The 20051-nt window shown below is 66.4% G+C and carries 8 protein-coding genes; all 8 read left to right on the top strand.

Translation table 11 applies throughout. The features are described from left to right. The first annotated feature begins 191 nt into the window (after window positions 1-191). The 8 genes from rpsL (at window position 192) to AC3WS6_RS15990 (ending at window position 19918) form a co-directional block, all read left to right on the top strand. A complete protein-coding gene (rpsL, locus tag AC3WS6_RS16025; RefSeq protein WP_017201609.1) occupies window positions 192-560 on the top strand; it encodes a 30S ribosomal protein S12 in 369 nt (122 codons plus the stop codon). Window positions 561-565: 5 nt separating this feature from the next. Then, window positions 566-1036: a 30S ribosomal protein S7 gene (gene rpsG, locus AC3WS6_RS16020; protein WP_257495791.1), complete on the top strand. Its 471-nt coding sequence runs from the start codon at window positions 566-568 to the stop codon at window positions 1034-1036. 85 nt (window positions 1037-1121) lie between these two features. Next, the gene (gene fusA, locus AC3WS6_RS16015; protein ID WP_492501993.1) at window positions 1122-3239 is read left to right on the top strand and encodes an elongation factor G; all 2118 of its coding nucleotides are present in this window, start codon (window positions 1122-1124) and stop codon (window positions 3237-3239) included. Window positions 3240-3387: 148 nt separating this feature from the next. Beyond that, window positions 3388-4578: an elongation factor Tu gene (gene tuf, locus AC3WS6_RS16010; RefSeq protein ID WP_201471244.1), complete on the top strand. Its 1191-nt coding sequence runs from the start codon at window positions 3388-3390 to the stop codon at window positions 4576-4578. An 835-nt stretch (window positions 4579-5413) separates the two neighbouring features. Further along, entirely contained in the window at window positions 5414-14677 is a 9264-nt protein-coding gene (locus tag AC3WS6_RS16005) for an isopeptide-forming domain-containing fimbrial protein (RefSeq protein ID WP_492501992.1), read from the top strand. 178 nt (window positions 14678-14855) lie between these two features. Then, the gene (locus tag AC3WS6_RS16000; RefSeq protein WP_492501991.1) at window positions 14856-15515 is read left to right on the top strand and encodes a VanZ family protein; all 660 of its coding nucleotides are present in this window, start codon (window positions 14856-14858) and stop codon (window positions 15513-15515) included. A gap of 79 nt (window positions 15516-15594) precedes the next feature. After that, window positions 15595-17664 carry an acyltransferase family protein gene (locus AC3WS6_RS15995; protein WP_492501990.1) on the top strand — a complete coding sequence of 690 codons (2070 nt, stop codon included), beginning with the start codon at window positions 15595-15597 and terminating at the stop codon, window positions 17662-17664. Window positions 17665-17788: 124 nt separating this feature from the next. Beyond that, complete coding sequence (locus tag AC3WS6_RS15990; RefSeq protein ID WP_492501989.1) at window positions 17789-19918, top strand: glycosyl hydrolase; 2130 nt, start codon at window positions 17789-17791, stop codon at window positions 19916-19918. Window positions 19919-20051: the final 133 nt, after the last annotated feature.

Here is a 20051-nt window from a genome sequence, read left to right as displayed (position 1 = left end):
GCTCAGGTTACGCGGCATTACACTTGATCAGGTGTGTGCACGTCTCGACGTGTGCGCTGGGCGTCGGCACCATGCCGGTCCGCCCCCACGGCATACCCACCACCACACAAAAGCGCGCCGGTTCCGGCGTGCCGGTGGGTCTGATGTGAAACCCATCACGCTGTCACCGTGCAGCACTATGAGGAGAGAACGTGCCAACCATTCAGCAGTTGGTTCGCAAGGGTCGCTCGCCCAAGGTCACCAAGACCAAGGCGCCCGCACTCAAGTCGAACCCGCAGCAGGCCGGGGTCTGCACCCGCGTCTACACCACCACCCCGAAGAAGCCGAACTCGGCGATGCGCAAGGTCGCTCGTGTGAAGCTCCGCAACGGCACCGAGGTCACCGCGTACATCCCCGGTGAGGGCCACAACCTGCAGGAGCACTCGCTCGTGCTCGTGCGTGGAGGCCGTGTCAAGGACCTCCCCGGTGTCCGTTACAAGATCGTCCGTGGCGCCCTGGACACCCAGGCTGTCAAGAACCGTAAGCAGGCTCGCAGCCGCTACGGCGCAAAGAAGGGCTGAGTCCAATGCCTCGTAAGGGTCCCGCCCCCAAGCGTCCCGTCGTCAACGACCCGGTATACGGCGCTCCGATCGTCAGCCAGCTGGTCAACAAGATCCTGGTCGACGGCAAGAAGTCCATCGCCGAGTCGATCGTCTACACCGCCCTCCGTGGTGTCGAGGCGAAGAACGGTCAGGATGCCGTCGCCACTCTGAAGAAGGCGCTCGACAACGTGCGCCCGACTCTCGAGGTCAAGAGCCGCCGCGTCGGTGGCTCGACCTACCAGGTTCCGGTCGAGGTCAAGCCGCACCGCGCGAACACCCTCGCGCTGCGCTGGCTCGTCAGCTACGCCAAGGGTCGTCGTGAGAAGACGATGACCGAGCGTCTCCAGAACGAGATCCTCGACGCGTCGAACGGTCTCGGTGCAGCGGTCAAGCGCCGCGAGGACACGCACAAGATGGCCGAGTCGAACCGCGCGTTCGCTCACTACCGCTGGTAATCAGCCTCGCCCGCCCCCGGCCACACGCCGGGGGCGGGCACCCCCCTCTTCGCAGTACGACTGCACAAAAGATAAGGACACTCCTGTGGCACAAGACGTGCTCACCGACCTGAGCAAGGTTCGGAACATCGGCATCATGGCTCACATCGATGCTGGCAAGACCACCACGACCGAGCGCATCCTGTTCTACACGGGCGTCAACCACAAGCTCGGCGAGACCCACGACGGTGCATCGACCACCGACTGGATGGAGCAGGAGAAGGAGCGCGGCATCACGATCACGTCTGCCGCCGTGACCTGCTACTGGAACAAGAACCAGATCAACATCATCGACACCCCCGGTCACGTGGACTTCACGGTCGAGGTGGAGCGCTCGCTCCGCGTCCTCGACGGTGCCGTCGCCGTCTTCGACGGCAAGGAGGGCGTCGAGCCCCAGTCCGAGACCGTGTGGCGTCAGGCTGACAAGTACAACGTCCCCCGCATCTGCTTCGTCAACAAGATGGACAAGCTGGGCGCGGACTTCTACTTCACCGTCGACACCATCATCAACCGCCTCGGCGCCAAGCCGCTGGTCATCCAGCTGCCCATCGGTGCCGAGAACGACTTCATCGGCGTCGTCGACCTCGTCGAGATGCGCGCTCTGGTCTGGGCGGGTGACTCCAAGGGTGACGTCACCATGGGAGCCTCGTACGAGATCCAGGAGATCCCGGCCGACCTCAAGGAGAAGGCCGACGAGTACCGTCAGCAGCTCCTCGAGACCGTCGCCGAGACCGACGACGCTCTGCTCGAGAAGTTCTTCGGTGGCGAGGAGCTGACCGTCGCCGAGATCAAGGGCGCGATCCGCAAGCTCACCGTCGCCTCCGAGATCTACCCGGTGCTCTGCGGCTCGGCGTTCAAGAACCGCGGCGTCCAGCCGATGCTCGACGCGGTCGTCGACTACCTGCCGAACCCGCTCGACGTGGGCTCGATCCAGGCGCACGACCCCAAGGACTACGACACGATCATCGAGCGTCACCCCGACGCGAAGGACCCGTTCGCAGCTCTCGCGTTCAAGGTCGCCGTGCACCCGTTCTTCGGCCGCCTCACCTACGTGCGCGTCTACTCGGGTCAGCTCGACTCCGGTGCCCAGGTCATCAACTCGACCAAGGGCAAGAAGGAGCGCATCGGAAAGATCTTCCAGATGCACGCCAACAAGGAGATCCCGGTTCCCGCGGTCACCGCCGGCAACATCTACGCCGTCATCGGTCTGAAGGACACCACCACCGGTGACACCCTGACCGACCCGGCCTCGCCGGTCGTCCTCGAGTCGATGACGTTCCCCGAGCCCGTCATCGAGGTCGCCATCGAGCCGAAGACCAAGGCCGACCAGGAGAAGCTGGGTGTCGCCATCCAGAAGCTCGCTGAAGAGGACCCGACCTTCCGCACGGAGCTCAACCCCGAGACCGGTCAGACGACCATCAAGGGAATGGGCGAGCTGCACCTCGACATCCTCGTCGACCGCATGAAGCGCGAGTTCAACGTCGAGGCCAACGTCGGAAAGCCCCAGGTCGCGTACCGCGAGACGATCCGCAAGGCCGTCGAGAAGCACGACTACACCCACAAGAAGCAGACGGGTGGATCGGGTCAGTTCGCGAAGATCCAGTTCAACGTCGAGCCGCTCGACCTCGACGACGAGAAGACGTACGAGTTCGTCAACGCCGTCACCGGTGGTCGCATCCCGCGTGAGTACATCGGCTCGATCGATGCCGGCTTCCAGGACGCGATGAACGTCGGCGTGCTCGCCGGCTACCCGATCGTCGGCGTCAAGGCGACGATCGTCGATGGTGCGGCTCACGACGTCGACTCCTCGGAGATGGCGTTCAAGATCGCAGGGTCGATGGGTATGAAGGAAGCCCTGCGTCGGGCGAGCCCGGTACTCCTCGAGCCGCTCATGGCGGTCGAGGTGCGTACTCCCGAGGAGTACATGGGCGACGTCATCGGCGACCTGAACTCGCGTCGTGGCCAGATCCAGTCGATGGAAGACGCCGCCGGCGTCAAGGTCGTCCGTGCACACGTCCCGCTGTCCGAGATGTTCGGATACATCGGCGACCTGCGCTCGAAGACCTCGGGTCGCGCCGTCTACTCGATGGAGTTCAACAGCTACGCTGAGGTTCCCCGCAATGTCGCTGACGAGATCGTTCAGAAGCACCAGGGCGGCGAGTAACACTTTCCTGGGAGCCGGGTTCCGGCCCGGCTCCCAGGTCACCTACAACTTCACATTCCCTCTCTACTAAACTGAGATTCACACCCGTAGAGAACCGGTCGCAATCCAGTGCCCGGCACCCTCTACATGACGTCCTGAGGAGGACCCAGTGGCTAAGGCCAAGTTCGAGCGGACCAAGCCGCACGTCAACATCGGAACCATCGGTCACGTTGACCACGGCAAGACCACGCTCTCCGCAGCGATCTCGAAGGTGCTTGCTGACAAGTTCCCGTCTGACACCAACGTGCAGCGCGACTTCGCTTCCATCGACTCGGCGCCGGAAGAGCGTCAGCGTGGAATCACCATCAACATCTCGCACATCGAGTACGAGACCCCGAAGCGCCACTACGCGCACGTTGACGCCCCCGGCCACGCCGACTACGTCAAGAACATGATCACCGGTGCTGCTCAGATGGACGGCGCGATCCTCGTGGTCGCCGCCACCGACGGCCCGATGGCTCAGACCCGTGAGCACGTTCTGCTCGCCAAGCAGGTCGGCGTGCCGTACCTGCTCGTCGCGCTGAACAAGAGCGACATGGTCGACGACGAGGAGATCCTGGAGCTCGTCGAGCTCGAGGTCTCCGAGCTGCTCGCTTCGCAGGGCTTCGCCGAGGACGCTCCTGTCGTCCGCGTCTCCGCTCTCAAGGCCCTCGAGGGCGACGAGAAGTGGACCCAGGCGATCCTGGACCTCATGGAGGCCGTGGACGAGAACGTCCCCGACCCCGTGCGCGACAAGGACAAGCCGTTCCTGATGCCCGTCGAGGACGTCTTCACGATCACCGGTCGTGGAACCGTCGTCACCGGCCGCGCCGAGCGTGGCACGCTGGCCATCAACTCCGAGGTCGAGATCGTCGGACTCCGTCCGACCGTCAAGACCACGGTCACGGGTATCGAGATGTTCCACAAGCAGCTCGACGAGGCATGGGCCGGCGAGAACTGTGGTCTCCTGCTCCGTGGCACGAAGCGTGAGGACGTGGAGCGCGGTCAGGTCATCGTCAAGCCGGGTTCGGTCACGCCGCACACCGACTTCGCGGGCACCGCGTACATCCTGTCGAAGGATGAGGGTGGGCGTCACAACCCGTTCTACACGAACTACCGCCCGCAGTTCTACTTCCGCACCACCGACGTCACCGGCGTCATCACGCTGCCTGAGGGCACCGAGATGGTCATGCCCGGCGACACCACTGACGTGACGGTCGAGCTGATCCAGCCGATCGCCATGGAAGAGGGCCTCGGCTTCGCCATCCGTGAGGGTGGACGTACCGTCGGCGCTGGTACGGTCACGAAGATCATCAAGTAAGCATCTGCTTCCTGGCACAGGGGTCGGACCTTCGGGTCCGGCCCCTTTGTCGTACCCAGGGCAGTGTTGCGGGGGTGCGGGGCAGGGGTGCAGATGCGGATGCCGTGTGGGGATGCCGTGAGACCCACGTTGCGGGGTGAGACCCGTGTTGCGGGGTGAGACCTGTGCTGCGGGGTGAGACCTGTGTCGAGGGCGGGGGTCTCGTGACGGGATCGGGGTTTCGGGGCATCCGGCACGAGGGGCGCGGGGTGCGGATGCCGTGAGACCCGTGTTTGCGGGTGAGACCCGTGTTTGCGGGTGAGACCTGTGTCGAGGGCGTGGGTCTCGTGACGGGATCGGGATTTCGCGGCATCCGGCACGAGGGGCGCGGGGTGCGGATGCCGTGAGACCCGTGTTTGCGGGTGAGGCCCGTGTCGAGGGCGTGGGTCTCGTGGCGGGATCGGGGTTTCGCGGTGTGGGGGGTTCAGGTCGGCGGGGTACGGGGTGCGGCCGTCGCGGTGCGGGGGGCCGGGTGCGGATGCCGTGGCGAGGCCCGTAATTCGTGATGAAACCCGTGTTCCGGGCGTGGGTTTCGTAGCCGAATGCGGGCTCAGAAGTAGAGATCCGCACAACTCGCGGATACATAGACTTGAATATAACGCGAAGTGTCATATAGGTTGAGGAGTGCTGCGCACACACGCAGCACGCTGGTGCGCGTCCGAGGTCAAGGACGGACGCGAACCGCTGACGCTTTCAGGACGGCCCCACGCTTCCCTGGGCATAAGTCGGCGGTGCCCGCGTCAGGGGAGTACCTGCACACCGGGGAGTGGCGTGCAGGGTTAAGGGGAATTTCAGCATGCGTTCGACCCTGCGTCGAAGGACTTTTTCGCGCGCCCGGAGACTGACGGCCATCGCCACCGTCGTCTCGTTGATCACGGGAGCGCTCGCTCTCGGGGTCGCCGCGCAGATGGCGACAGCAGCAGCCTGGACGCCCCGCGTCTCGGCAGCGAACGTCGATCCGACGGGCTCGGGCAAGGACTTCGTCCTCGCCGGCGAGAACGTCACCTTCGACGTCGACGTGACGAACCGCGATGGCGGCGCGCAGTTCAACCTCGCCCTCGTCGCGATGCTGCCCGACAACGTGTCGTACGTCGGGGGTGAGGGCGGATCGCTCGCCGATCCGAAGATCTACGCCGCGGGCGACGTGCTGCCGAACCGGGCCCGCACGGCTGCTGACGCCTCGTGCGCCTCGCTCGGTCTCGTGAACGCCCCGGGCCAGGCGCCGCTCTGCGCGGTGCCCGCCGGACAGCAGGTATGGGTGTGGTCGAACGTCAATGATCTGCCGCAGGGCGGCACCGTTTCGCCGTCGATCACGGTCAAGCCGAACGAGGACTACCCGGTCGGCAGCGTCATCGACTTCACGATCAGCGCCTACACGTCGAACGACCCCACTCGACTGCCGACCTTCGACGGCTCGCCGAGCGTCTCGCGCACGACAGCGCACACCTCGGGCGCGGGCGTCGCGACCGACGACGTTCCCGTGCAGGCTCTGCGCATCGTCAAGGACGAGCCGAGTGCCGAGAGTGAGCTGCTGCGCGGCGTGCACAGCACGGTCACCACCTACTCGCTCACGGTCGAGAACACGATGCGGGGCAGGTCGACCGACGTGACCGTGACCGACTACCTTCCCGCCGGGCTCGAGTACCTCGGTCTCGCCGCGAGCGGTGACAACAGCTCGAGCGTCGAGTATCCGGGCGCTCCGACGATCGTGGGCGGCGCGACGCTCGGCGAGTCGGTCGACACGGTGCAGGTCTCGGCATCCGAGGCAGCGGCGCTGGGTCTTCCCGGCGCAGGCGTCTACACGAAGATCGTCTGGACGCTGGCTCCGCTGGAGGCGGGCGAGATCCGTTCGATCGAGTACCACGCGGCGGTGCCGCTGTTCGCGAACGAGCTCTGGGCCGAGGGCACCGCGCCCGATGTCGCCGCGGGCGCACAGGCCGCGAACCTCGACAACAACACCGGCGCCTCCACGCGTCACGGCGATGAGTCGACCCCCGAGAGCGCCCAGTCGTTCCGCAACGCCGCGATGGTGGATGCGCAGTATCAGGGCCCCGTGCTGAACGACGATCCGGCTCTGCGCGCAGCCCACGACGACGATGATGAGGTCATCGAGGCCGTCGACGTGCGGGTGCTGAAGCGCGTCGACACGAGTGGCATGTTCGCGACGGGTTCGGTGGCGACCTACTCCGTCGACGTCCGGGTCAGCGAGTACGTCGACGCGAGCGACATCGTGCTGACCGATGTGATTCCCAACGGCCTGTGCCCGGCGTTCCCCGGTTCGCTCGACGGAGTCGATCTGATCATCGGATCGGATGCCGTGTCGCAGGCGACCTGGAACGCGCAGACTCCCGGGGATGCGTGCAACTACCCGACCACGGAGGCGTCGGCGGTGCTGTCGCCCGAGCTGAACCTGGTCTCGATCACGTACACGCCCGAAGCGGGCAGCTTCACGGTCGTCTTCGACGTCGATCCCCTCGCCGCAGGCGGCCACCTGAATGCCCAGTACTCGGTGACGCAGCGCCCGAACTACACGGGTGCCGGCGGCGGCACGAGCTCGGGCGACAGCTTCGTGAACACCGTCACGGTGACGGCGAAGACCGAGCCGATCGCCGCGATCGCGAACGACCCGACCCTCGCCGACCGCGTGGGCGGCACGCGCTACGTGCTCGACGACTCGTCGGCCGTCATCGGCTCCAACCGCACCGTGCTCGACAAGACGGTGCTCGAGCGGGGCAAAACGCCCGAGACCGCGCAGGCAGAAGACCTGGTGAAGCAGGCGACGAAGGCGTTCTCGCCGGGCGATGACGTCTGGTACCGCCTGTTCGTCGACTTCGCCGACGGCATCGACAGCCGCAACCCGCTGCTCACCGACTATCTGCCCGAGGGCATCGAGGTGCGGGAGCTCCGCTACGCCTACACCGGCATCCCGGGTGCGACCGACGTGACCACTCCGGTGGCGTACGGCACCGGCGACTTCCCGACCGCGTACATCCCCAACGTCGCACCCAGCAGCACGTCGATGACGTGGGAGCTCGGCTCGCGCAACCGCTCGTCGAGCGGCGATCGCTTCATGCCCGAGGGCAGCACGCTGACCGTCTACGTGCGCGGCACGGTGCAGGCGCAGTCGGCGTCTCAGGATGAGGTCGACAACCCGCTCAATCAGGCCAAGTACCAGCAGGTCAACGTCGACGGGGTGCTCGACTTCCAGCGCTCGGATGCCGGCATCGACCTCGACTGGGGATCCACCCTCACCAAGGGCATCGTCTCCCTCAACGGCCGCGCGATCGCAGGATCGTTCGGCGACCGCGACCACAGCGAGCAGGTCGTGCAGGGCGACGCCGTCGAGTACCGCATCGACGTGAAGGCGCCGCAGAACACCACCACCGACTACATCGTGTGGGACGTGCTGCCCGCAGGCGTGAAGAAGGCCGATGTGTCGGCGCCGCTCGCCGAGCTGCACCCCTCGGGAACACGCCTCAGCGCGTCGGATGCCGTAGCCACCATGTACGACGCGGGTGAGACCCTGCCCGACGGCATCGCGCTGAGCAGCGCCTTCGCCGGCCGATCGGTGATCGTCTGGAAGATCGGAGCGTCGATCGCGGGGTCTGTCGCAGCGACGGAGACGACGCCCGAGGCCGTGAGCGGCTTCAGCCTCGGCTATACGCTCACCGTGCCCGCGGGCATCGCCGACGGAGGCGATGCCGCGGAGCTGACGCAGAAGTACACGAACACCGCCGGACTCGTCGACTACGCGATCGAGAACGCCGGTGGCGGCACGACCACCGTGGTACCGCAGCGCGATGGCGGTGGACAGCAGCTGACGACCCGCACTCCGGCCGAGGGCGAAGTGCGGGCATCCGACATCGACACCGTCGACAGCGCCGAGGTGTACCTGCCTGACGTGAAGGTCGCGAAGAAGCTGTACTCGACCGAGATCGCGCCTGCCAGCGCGAACGCGCCGGGCGCGATCGACACGGGTGACGGCTCGCGCAACTCCGCTCGCCAGATCGTGCAGGGCGAGTACGCCACGTTCGAGTACTCGGTGACGATCCCCGCGAAGACGACGATCCGTGGGGCCGTGCTCTCGGACAACGGCTGGCTCTCGCTTCCGGCGAACCGCGGCGGGCTGGCGTATCAGTTCGTCGAAGGGGAGACCCGCTACTTCAAGGATGGCGCGACGCTGCCGATCGGCGCATCGGCCACCGACTTCCGCTCTTCCGATCGACAGGGAGACCTGCGCGGAGTGCTCACGTTCCCCGACACCTACACGAACACCTCCACCACCGACGAGGTGTTCAGCGCGCGCATCACGGTGTGGGTCAAGGACCTCCGTGCGGCGGAGACGCTGACGAACACCGCCACCACGACGTTCATCGATCCGAACTCGTCGACGGGTGCGCGCACCACCAAGAGCGCGACGGCGACCGTCGATCACGCCGTGCCGGCTCCCTCGCTCAGGAAGACCGCGTCCGCGGCCCAGGTCGGGGCGAGCGGAAAGGTCGACTTCACGCTCACCGCGAGCAACACCTCGGGTCGCCCGGCGCTGCACGACGTCGTGATCATCGACTGCGTGCCGAAGGAACTCGTCCCGAGCAACCCGCGCACCTCCACCGGGCAGGCGACGGTGCTCGACGAGAAGTGCTCGGCCACCAACGCCGGCGTCATCACGCGCGGCACGGGCACCGGCACGGTCGTCGAGTGGAAGATCCCGATGCTCGTCGGCACCGGCACGGCGCCGACCATGACCTACACGGGCACCGTCGACGCTCAGGCCGGCGGATCGTCGCAGTTCGTCAACCGCGCGACCCTCACGGGCTACACGCTGCCCTCGACCCTCGGCGATGACACCGATACGACCGATCGCCGCGGAACCTACACCACGAATGCGAACGCGACGGTGGCCATGCCGCCGGCCACGATCGGCAAGACGGTCAGCCCGTCGTCGGCAGCCGTCGGCGACGTGGTGACCTACACCGTCACGACGAAGCTCCCCGCCAACACGAACTTCTACGACGTGACGCTCACCGACGTGCTGCCCGCGGGAGTGGAGTTCGTTCCGACGGGGACGCACACCGAGACGCTGCAGTGGTCGGGCGACACGCGGGTGCCGACCATCAGCGGCCCGACACTCTCGAACGGGGTGCTGTCGTGGAAGCTCGACTCGAACGACATCCCCGCCTGGAGCGACTCGACTCCGCGCACCATCACCGTGACCTACCAGGCGCGGCTGACGCCGACAGTCACGACCGACAAGCCGATCAACACGGCACGCTTCTCGTGGAACAAGATCAACGACTCGGTCGCATCCGGCGACCGGGTGACGCTGACCACCCCCGCTCAGGTCACGATCGTCGACCCGAAGGTCACGGTCGCGAAGACCGTGCGGGCCACCGGTACGTCGACCAACGCGTTCGCCGAGACGGCCGCGGGTGACCCCGATCAGTCGTTCGAGTACCGCATCCAGGTGAAGAACACCGGAGCAGTGTCGGCATACGGCATCGTCGTGACCGACACGGTTCCCGTGGGAATCAGCGTCGACACCACGCAGAAGGCCTTCGAGGGTGCCACCGTCACCGACTCCGAGAAGCTGCTCGCCGGCGAGGGCGGTGCCATCACATGGACGATCCCCGGGCCGCTCAAGACAGCCGACGGCTCGAACACGCACGAGATCGTCTACTACGGCGCCTTCGTGAAGTCGGGCCAGATGTCGAAGGGCACGGTCCTGAAGAACTCCGTGGCGATCAACCAGTACACCTCGTCGCCGAACAACGGATGGACCTACGTGCCCGGCGACAAGAACCGCCCCTCGGGCAAGACGCCGGGCGGGGTGACTCTCACCCCGCAGGCGGCGGCAGCCGATATCGCGCCTCACTTCCCGCGGGTCGAGCTCGTCAAGAGGGCGACGCATGACGTCGAGGCCTTCGTCGGCGAATCGTTCTCGTGGACGCTGCAGGCGACGAACACCGGCGAGGGAGCGGCACAGACCGTGACCCTGACCGACACGCTGCCCGAGAACTGGGCGTACGACCCCACCGTGACACCGGTTCTGACCGTCGGTGCGCAGCAGGCCGTCGACCTCGGCGACCCCGCATTCGGTCTGGAGGGTGACCGCCAGACGGTCACCTGGAAGCTCGAGGCTGAGGATGCTTCGGCTCTGCTGCCCGGGACGATCAGTGGAGCGACCGATGCTCAGCGCACGCTGACCGTCGAGTTCTCCACCAAGCCCGAGTTCGGCGCCACGAACAGTGCCGGTGCCGGACTCGAGTTCGCGCACACCAACACCGTGGGCGGAGTCGCGACCGACACCACCGGCGCCGAAGAGAACGCCGACGGCTCGTACGTCGGTGAGAAGGCGACCGCCGACGCGCACATCGCCCGCGCCGATCTGAAGATCATCAAGCAGGCGATCGGAGGAGACTCCGAGGGTCGATGGACCGCGGGCGAGAGCCTGCGCGACGGGTACACCCAGCCGCAGTGGCGTCTGACGGTCACCAACCAGGGGCCGGATGCCGCGCACGGACCGTTCCGCATCGTCGATGAGGCGGACCTGCCTGACGGCGTGACCACGGGAGCGTTCACGGCCCGGTACTTCAGCGACGCCGACGACATCGAGGGCGAGCCCTTCGTCGTCACAGGCGCCGGCACGGCATCCGATCCGTTCGTGGTCGGAGGCGCGTCTCTGGCGCTGAAGGCTGACGGCAGCGACCGCATCGTGCTGATCGCCGACGTCACGATCGACGAGACGGCCGTCGGCTCGGCGTTCAACTCGGCGAGCGTCGCCGGGCGCACGTACGAGGGTCCGGAGGACATCGCGAAGGACAACAGCGCGCAGGTCACGGTGCCGCTGGCGAGCGCCGCCGATCTGGTGCTGACCAAGGCCGTCACCACGACCGAGGTCACCGCCGGCCGCCCGATCACGTGGAGCATCTCGGTGCGCAACGTCGGTCCGTCTGCGGCATCGACGATGAGCTCGGAGCCCGAGCGCAGGGCTGCGGCGACGCCGATCACGGTCACGGACACGGTGCCCGCCGGTATCGGTGCGGTGCAGGACCCGTCAGCCGGTCTGACGGAGTGGACGGTCTCGGCCTCCGACGGATGGCCCGCCGCGGCGGGTGACGTGATCACGTGGACGTACACGGGATCGCAGATGCCGGTGGGTGCTGCGCAGCAGCTGTTCCTCACGGGAGAGGTCGACGCGTCGTGGACCGACGGCGAGATCACCAACTCGGCGCTCGTCGATTCGCCGGTCACGCCGGACCCGACGCCCGAGAACAATGAGGACACGGTGACGGTCACCCCCGGTGACCAGACGTCTCTCGCGATCACCAAGACGCGCGTCGTGCTCGATGCGGGTGAGTGGAAGGATGCCGCGCAGTTCGGCGGTGCGCTGCCTGAGGTCGCCGCGGGCAGCACGGCGAGCTACCGCGTCGTCGTGACCAACAACGGCCCGGCGGATGCTCGTCGGGTCACGGTCACCGATCAGGCCCCCGAGATGCTGACGTACGTCGAGGTGACGGACGAACGCGGCGAATGGACGCGTGCGACCGATGCTTCGGGTGACGACGTCTTCACTCTCGCGGGCACTCTTCCCGCTGCCGCCGGTGACAACACGAGGTCGTTCATCGCGACCTACGCGTTGCCGGTGGAGCTGGAGCCCGGGACCGAGGTGCGCAACGTCGTCGTGGCAGAGGCCGAGAACTCGACCAACGCTCCGGAAGACTTCGACACCACGGCATCCGACCGCGTCGCCGATCTCTCGATCGTCAAGCAGGCGATCGACGGGGACGGTGCCCCTGTGGCCGACGGTGTCGTGTCGCAGGTGACCGCGGGCACGCAGACGCGGTTCCTTCTGACCGTGACCAACAACGGCCCGAGCCTCTCGAGCGCGCCGATCGAGGTCGTCGACCAGCTGCCTGCCGGACTCACCTATGTGTCGTCGACCGTCGATGTGGCGGGTGGCGGCGCAGCGGATGCCGAGCCGACTGTGAGCGATGACGGGCGAGCGATCGCCTGGTCGGTGCTCGAGGAGGGCGAGGTGCTCGCGCTCGGCGCGACCGTCGTGATCGAGGTCACGGCAGCGGTGGCACCTGAGGTGCGGTCGCAGCGTCTGGTGAACGTGGCTGATGTCACGGGCCCCGACGATGCCGATGCCGGCAACAACCACGCCGAGGCCGCGGTCGATGTCGTGACGCTCGCCGAGCTCACCATCGTCAAGGACGTCGTCGAGGGGCCGTGGATCGCGGGCACCGAGGTCGCGTACACGCTCACCGTGCACAACGACGGTCCGTCGTTCGCCGATGCGATCGTCACCGACGTGCTGCCGGCGGGGCTCACCCCGGTCTCGATCGAGGGGGAGGGGTGGACGTGCGATACGGCGCAGAGCTGCATCCGCGAGGCGCACCCGCTGGGTGACAGCGTGCTCACCGTCGTGGCCCGTGTCGACGCGAATGTGCCGACCGGCACGACGCTCACCAACACGGCGACCGTGACCTGGACCGACAGCCGAGCCACCGAGTCGCACGAGGCCACTGATGACGCCGTGATCGACGTCACCACCGACGCCGACCTGCGCCTCGTCAAGACGGCGATCGATGCAGACGGGCAGCCGACGGCATCCGTTGTCGCCGGCGAGAGCTCGCGCTACCGCATCGAGGTCGACAACCTCGGTTCGAGCGATGCGATCGGCCCGATCACCGTCGTCGATCAGCTGCCGGCAGGCGTGACGTTCAGCGCCCTCGTCGGCGACGCGTCAGCGGCCTGGTCGGCACGGGCGGATGACTCGGATCCGCAGACCGTGACGTTCACGATGGCTCCGGCCTCGCTCGGCGTCGCCGCCGGGGGAGTCGCGCCCGTGATCGAGTTCGACGTGCTCGTCGATCAGGCCGTGCCGCATGGCGCGGTGCTGGTCAACTCGGCCACGGTGGCATCGGGAACGCCCGACGCGAACCCCGAGAACGACACCGACACGGCCGAGTCGACCGTCGCTCGTGAGGTCGACCTGTCGATCACGAAGACCCATGTCGCGGATGCCGTGCGCATCGGCGATGAGCTGCCGTTCGCGATCTCGGTGCGCAACGCGGGGGCGTCGGAGGCGACGGATGTCGTCGTCACCGATACCGTTCCCGCCGGACTCGAGGTCCTCTCCGCCGCCGGAAGCACGGTGGACGGCTGGACGATCGAGTCGGTCGCCCCGGTCGACTCCGCGGATGCCTCGGCCGGAACCCTCGTGATCGCCCGCTACTCCGACGCTGTCGGGGCGGGGGAGAGCACGACTGCGCTGATCCTGAACACGCGGGTGCTCGCCGGCGCGTATGCCGAGGTGGTGAACGTCGCGGACGTGACGGCCGCCGAGATCACCGACGAACACCCCGACCGCACGCCGGACGACAACCGAGCGGAAGACACCGTGACGGTGCCGCCCCTGGCGACGCTGGTCGTGCAGAAGAGCGCCGTCGGTGCCTTCGAGGTCGGCGGCTCGGGAGAGTTCGAGATAACGGTGCGCAACGACGGACCGACGGCTGATCCGGGACCCATCGTGGTCACGGATGCTCTGCCCGACGGCCTCTCGTTCGCGTCGTCGCCCGATGAGAACGTGCGGGTCGACGGTCGGATCGTCACGTGGACGCTCGCTGACGGCCTCGCTGTCGATGAGGAGATCGTGCTCACGGTCGTCGTCCACATCGGAGTGTCGGCATACCCGACGGTGACCAACACGGTCGTCGTCGAGTCGCCCACCGAGCAGACCGGCGACGCGCAACTGACCGACGATGCGACGGTGCCCGTGCAGGCGGACGATCCGGAGGTCGTCACACCCGAGGTGCCGATCATCACGCCCGAGAACCCGGTGGTCGTGACACCGGGTGGTCCGGTGGTGATCACGCCGGAGGGCCCGGTGGCGATCACGCCCGGTGGGGCTGTGGCGATCACTCCGAGTGGTCAGCTGGCCACGACCGGTGGGGTGCTGACCGCGGGGATGCTCGCCGTCGCGCTGCTGCTGATGCTGTCGGGCGGCCTGCTGCTGAAGTATCGCTTCGGTCGGGAGGCGATCGCCGCCGAGTGACAGTCGCCCGAATGACAGACGTGCGGGGCCCGGGGAGTTCGCTCTCCGGGCCCCGCCTCTGTGCGGGGCGCCTCTGGGCGTCTTCGCGGCGATCCGTGATCTGCGCTCGGTAGCATGGCTCGAACTCGCACGCCGAGTCAGCCGTCGCCCGAACCTCGGGCAGGAGAGGAACGCGACCATGTCACAGATCCATGTGGGTCCGCCGCCGCCGCGCAGCTATGCGCGGTTGTGGGTCTCGACGCTGCTGCTCATCGTGTACACCGGATTCGTGCTGGTGGTGACCATGTGGCCGCAGCCCGAGCAGCTCGAGTTCGGCAGCATCGCCTCGCGCGTGCTGCGTGCACTTCACAACCTGGGCGTGCCCGAACGGTTCGGCTACAACGAGATCGAGTTCGTCGCCAACATCGGCATGTTCGTGCCTCTCGGATTCCTGCTCGGTCTCGCCCTGGCCCGCAAGGCCTGGTGGGTCGCGATCTTCCTGCTGCCCGCGTTCTCGGGCGCCATCGAGTTCACTCAGGGCATCGCGCTCGACGAGCGGGTCTCGACGGTGCTCGACGTGCTGGCGAACACGATCGGCGGATACGCGGGCCTCCTGCTCGCGATGATCCTGCGCGCGATGATCCACGTCAGGGACCGCACCAAGATCGAACGCGAGCTGTGGGAGCGTCGCGCCGCGGCCGCCGAACTGCAGCGACAGAACGCCGCTCGCGCCGCAGCCCGCTCGCCGCAGGGAGCGCCGGCCTACGCCCGGGTCGAAGAGCCCGATCCCGTCACGCGAGTGCTGGACGCCGACTTCTGGAGCACGGGGGATGCGCCGACGGTGCGGATCCCGGTGTGATGTGACGCCGACGGCCGGGTGGCGCATCGGTCGCGAGGGGTGGCACCGCAGGCGATATATCGGCGACTAGTCTTATCTGGTGCCAGATGCCTCCTCGAATACAGTCGCCGAGGGCTCGAGAAAGTCCAGGTTCAGAGGGGACATTCAGGGCCTTCGGGCGGTCGCAGTTCTTGCCGTGATCGTGAATCACTCGATCGGAGAGCCGAGCGGCGGCTTCCTCGGCGTCGATATCTTCTTCGTGATCTCGGGCTTCATCATCACGTCCCTGATTCTCCGCGAAGTCGAGCGGACCGGGCGGGTGTCTCTGCTCAGCTTCTATAAGCGGCGAGTAAAGCGGATTCTGCCCGCTGCCACACTCGTCCTCGGCGCGACCCTTTTGGTCTCGTGGGCATACTTCGGTTCCGAACGTCTTCGGGAGATCGCTGGTGACGCTCTCGCCGCCACCTTCTTCGTCAGCAACTGGCGGTTCGCCGCACAAGGGACCGATTATTGGGCCCAGGACGCCAGCACGTCACCCCTCCAGCACTATTGGTCGCTCGGCGTCGAGGAACAGTTCTATCTGGTCTGGCCGCTCATCATCGCGGTCGTCGCGCTTCTGCTGCACAGGAAGCGAATGCTCAAGCCTGCGCTCGCGCTCGTTCTGACGCTCGCGGTGGTCGGATCCCTGTTGTGGGCAGCGCGCGAGAGCTCGACCGCTCCGATGTGGGCATACTTCTCGACGCTGACGCGCGTGTGGGAGCTCGGCGTCGGAGCGCTTCTGGCGCTGTCGACATCGTTCCTGCTGCGTCTCCCGCAGTGGAGCCGACCGTACCTCGCGTGGTTCGGCATCGTTGCCTTGGGATACTCGTTGCTGACTGTCACAGAGGCCGACGGAATGCCTGTACCTGGCGCGCTTGTCGTCGTTGCCGCGACAGCGTTGATCATCGGAGCCGGAACGGGCGCGAAGACCGAGGTCGCGGTGTGGCCACTCAGCAACAGAGTGAGCACATATCTCGGCGACATCTCATACTCCCTCTACCTCTGGCACCTCCCGGTGATCGTGTTCCTCGGTCCGCTGTTCCCTTCGCACGAACGACGGTTCGCCGTGACGGTCCTCGCGATCACGACAGTTCTGTCCGTCGCCAGTTATCACCTCGTTGAGGACCCGATCCGACGTTCTCGATGGCTTGAGAAGGACAGCAGTCGACGATCGCACGCGTTCACGCTCGCAGCCAGCATCGCTGTCGTCAGCGTGATCGCTGCTTCCTCCTTCCTCTCGCTGCGCCCGGCGCAGGTCTCAGAGGCCTCCGCTGCAGAACAGGGAACCGCCCCGCAGAGCCAGGCCGAGCTCAGCTCTCTTCTGGACGAGGCGCTCAGCCTCGCTCAGATTCCCGATCTCGATCCCGACCCGGGTGACTCGGCTGCGACGCAGACCGACGAGAGCCGTGAAGGTTGTTCGACCACCGATCTTCAGAATCCTGCATCGTGCTGGTACCCGAACGAAGGCGCGCCTCGAACCGCACTCGTGATGGGTGACTCCACCGCGATCGATCTGATCCCGACGGTGCGAGAAGCGCTGGGCGACGAGTGGAATGTGCGGGGTGCGACTCTGACCGGTTGCCCGCAGATCCCCGTTCGCATGAACTACGACACGGACAAAGGCGCCAGCAGATGTGACCCTCATCAAGCCGGTGCTCTCGAACTCGTCGCCGAGATGCAACCGGACGTCGTCTTCATCCGCAACCTCTACACGACGGTCAATCAGCTCAAGTCGGGTGTGACGCCGGAGGCGGGCGGTGCTGCCGAGTGGGCCCTGGCGATGGAAGCTCTCATCTCAGAGGTGCAACAGAACACCGACGCGGTCGTTGTCGTTCAGTCTCCGCCGCGCGGGAGTCTCCTCTCTGAATGCAGCCTGAGCGGAGATCCCGCGTCCTGCGAGTACTCACCCGATTCCGCCTACCGTCTTGTCGCAGGTGCCGAGAGTGCGGCTGCCCGCACGACGGGCGCACTTTTCGTCCCCACCGAGAACTGGTATTGCGTAGATGGTGTGTGCCCGGGATTCGTCGAATCTGTGCCGATCAAGCGCGACAGAACCCATACGACGAAGCAGTATGCGGGAGTCCTCGGACCGATCTTGCGTGATCAGATCGACGGGTTCCTGAATCAGTAGGGGACGCACAACCCGAGACGTAACTCTCGTCGATACCGGCGTGATCCCGAGCATGCGCAGGGGGCGGTGAGTCACGACCCGTAGGATCGTAGGGATGCCCGGTCGAAAGGACACTCGAATCCCCATGCCCCAGAAGTCCCGCTTCTCTCGCAAGACCGTGATCATCATCGCTTCGGCGGTGCTCGTGCTCGGAGGTGCCGGCGTTGCCGCTGCCTTCGCGATCAACAATATGAATGCCGTCGAGGCCCCGCAGGCTGAGGAGCGGGCCACGCCCACTCCTACCCCGACGCCCACACCCACCCCGACACCTGCGATCGTGCAGCCTGCGGCTGTCGCTCAGGGATCGGCCCTGAACTGGTCGTTCGCCCCGCGCACCACGCTTGCGGGTGTTCTGCCGCGGGTCGGCGACGCGGCAGACGGGGAGATGTCAGTCTCGATCGACGCCCCGGTCGTGCCGGGGCCCACCGCGGCTCTCGCCTCGACGGTGGCGGTCCTCCCAGCTACCGAGTACACATTCACCGCAAAGGTGCGCGTGCCGGAAGAGCTGCCCGTCGAGGTGCCTGCAGAGTTCCGCATCGGCGCGACCGTGCTCCCTCTTCCCGAACTCGATGCCGATTGGGAAGAGATCTCAGCCGAGTACACGACGGGCGAGACCGAGACCGCAGTCGACCTCAGCGTGGTCGTAAACGCTGCGGTCAGGGGCCTCTCGATCGACAGCGTGAGTCTGGCGGATTCCGCAGGCACCGAGACGGTCGTGAACGGATCTTTCGAAGAGATCGACGCCCCCAGCGGCATCCGAAATGATTCGCTCATCCTGCAGCAGAGTACCGCTACTCTCGCGGTGAAGCTCGCTCCGGGTGCCGCCACGTGGGTGGCACGGAACGTGGACGGCGCCGACGTCGCATCCGGCACGGCGACTCTCACCGACAGACTGTCGCCTGTGCGACTCGAGGGGCTCGGACAGGGCTACTACCAGGTGACGGTCACAGACGCGACGGGCGGGAGCATCGCGGCGCCGGTCGGTCTGATCGACATGCCGGACCTCTTCGTCCCTACCGATACGCGGTTCGGGACGCATGTGCATGCTGCGAAGGACTTCGCGCAGGATGCGACCCCCTCGGCTGCTGGCCTCGGAATAGGCCTCATCCGCCTCGGAGACAACTGGCAGATCACCGAGCCGAGCCCGGGCCAGTACTTCTGGAATGAGCCTTTCGCGCAGGCGATGGGCGAAGCCACTGTGAACGGCATGGACAAGATGATCGTGGTCGGCCGCACCAACAAGGCGTACAACAACGCGATGCCGCCGTCTACGCCATCTTCGCTCGAGGCCTACCGCAACTACGCGGCCGCGCTCGCGAGCCACTACGACGTGCAGGCTGTTGAGGTGTACAACGAGTGGAACATCCCCTCGTTCAACAAGGGATGCCGTACGGGCGAGTGCTACGAGCCGGCGCTCCGAGCCGCGCACGAAGGTGTGAAGTCCGTGAAGCCGGACATCCCTGTGATCGGCGGCGTCACGGGAAACTTCGACCGAGGCTTCTTCCAGCAGCTCTGGTCTGCGGGCGGCATCAACTCGCTCGACGCGGTGAGCTTCCACCCGTACCAGACGCTCGCTCGTGCGGAGGATCTCGCGACTCTGATCGACGAATCCCGCCTCGACTCGGCGGCGGCCGGCGCTGAGAAGCCGGTCTGGATCACCGAGCTCGGCTGGAGTTCGAAGACCGGTGACGTCTCTCTCGAGCAGCAGGGTGAGATGCTCATCCGCTCGCAGATCACCGCCCTCATGAAGGGCGTCGAACGCTACTTCTGGTATGACCTCGTGAACGACAAGACCGATCGTGCCGACCACGAAGGTAATTTCGGTCTGTTCACGCAGAGGATCGATGGGGTCGCGGCCTATCCGCCGAAGCCGGCTGCGTTCACCCAGGCGTTGCTGATCTCCAAGCTCGACGGCGGTGAATACCTGTCAACTGACGAGATCGCGGGTGTCTTCTCCTACGCCTTCACCACAGGCAGTGACGAGGAGCTGCGTTTCGCTTGGTCGACCGAGGGCGTCGACACTGCGACCTATGCAGCGGCCGGTCCTATCACCGCGACGAACAGCCGTGGTGAGGTAGCCACGTATGAGCCCGTGGACGGCGTGGTCACCGTTCCGGTGAGCGCGACACCCGTCATACTCTCGGGTGAGTTCGAACGTGGGGATGCCGAAGCCTCTCCTTCGCCCACCCCCTCGCCGACGGCGGATGGTGAGTGAGTATCGATCCTCGTAAGGGAGCGACTGCGGGGGGACACCCGGAGCGCCGACTGCGAGCGAATTCACGAAAGTCGGTGCGGAAACGATGATGAGGAAGGGGGGCGGTGTGCGACGCGATAGCAGTTCACCGTCT

Source organism: Microbacterium sp. EB106-03-03-XG65, assembly GCF_058791955.1.
This window is presented reverse-complemented; position numbering and strand designations above follow the sequence as displayed.

What these genes read in the sequence shown, in the direction of transcription:
- rpsG (WP_257495791.1), top strand. Translation starts at nt 566, where the DNA reads ATGCCTCGTAAGGGTCCCGCCCCCAAGCGTCCCGTCGTCAACGACCCG.
- AC3WS6_RS16005 (WP_492501992.1), top strand. Translation starts at nt 5,414, where the DNA reads ATGCGTTCGACCCTGCGTCGAAGGACTTTTTCGCGCGCCCGGAGACTG.
- AC3WS6_RS16000 (WP_492501991.1), top strand. Translation starts at nt 14,856, where the DNA reads ATGTCACAGATCCATGTGGGTCCGCCGCCGCCGCGCAGCTATGCGCGG.
- AC3WS6_RS15990 (WP_492501989.1), top strand. Translation starts at nt 17,789, where the DNA reads ATGCCCCAGAAGTCCCGCTTCTCTCGCAAGACCGTGATCATCATCGCT.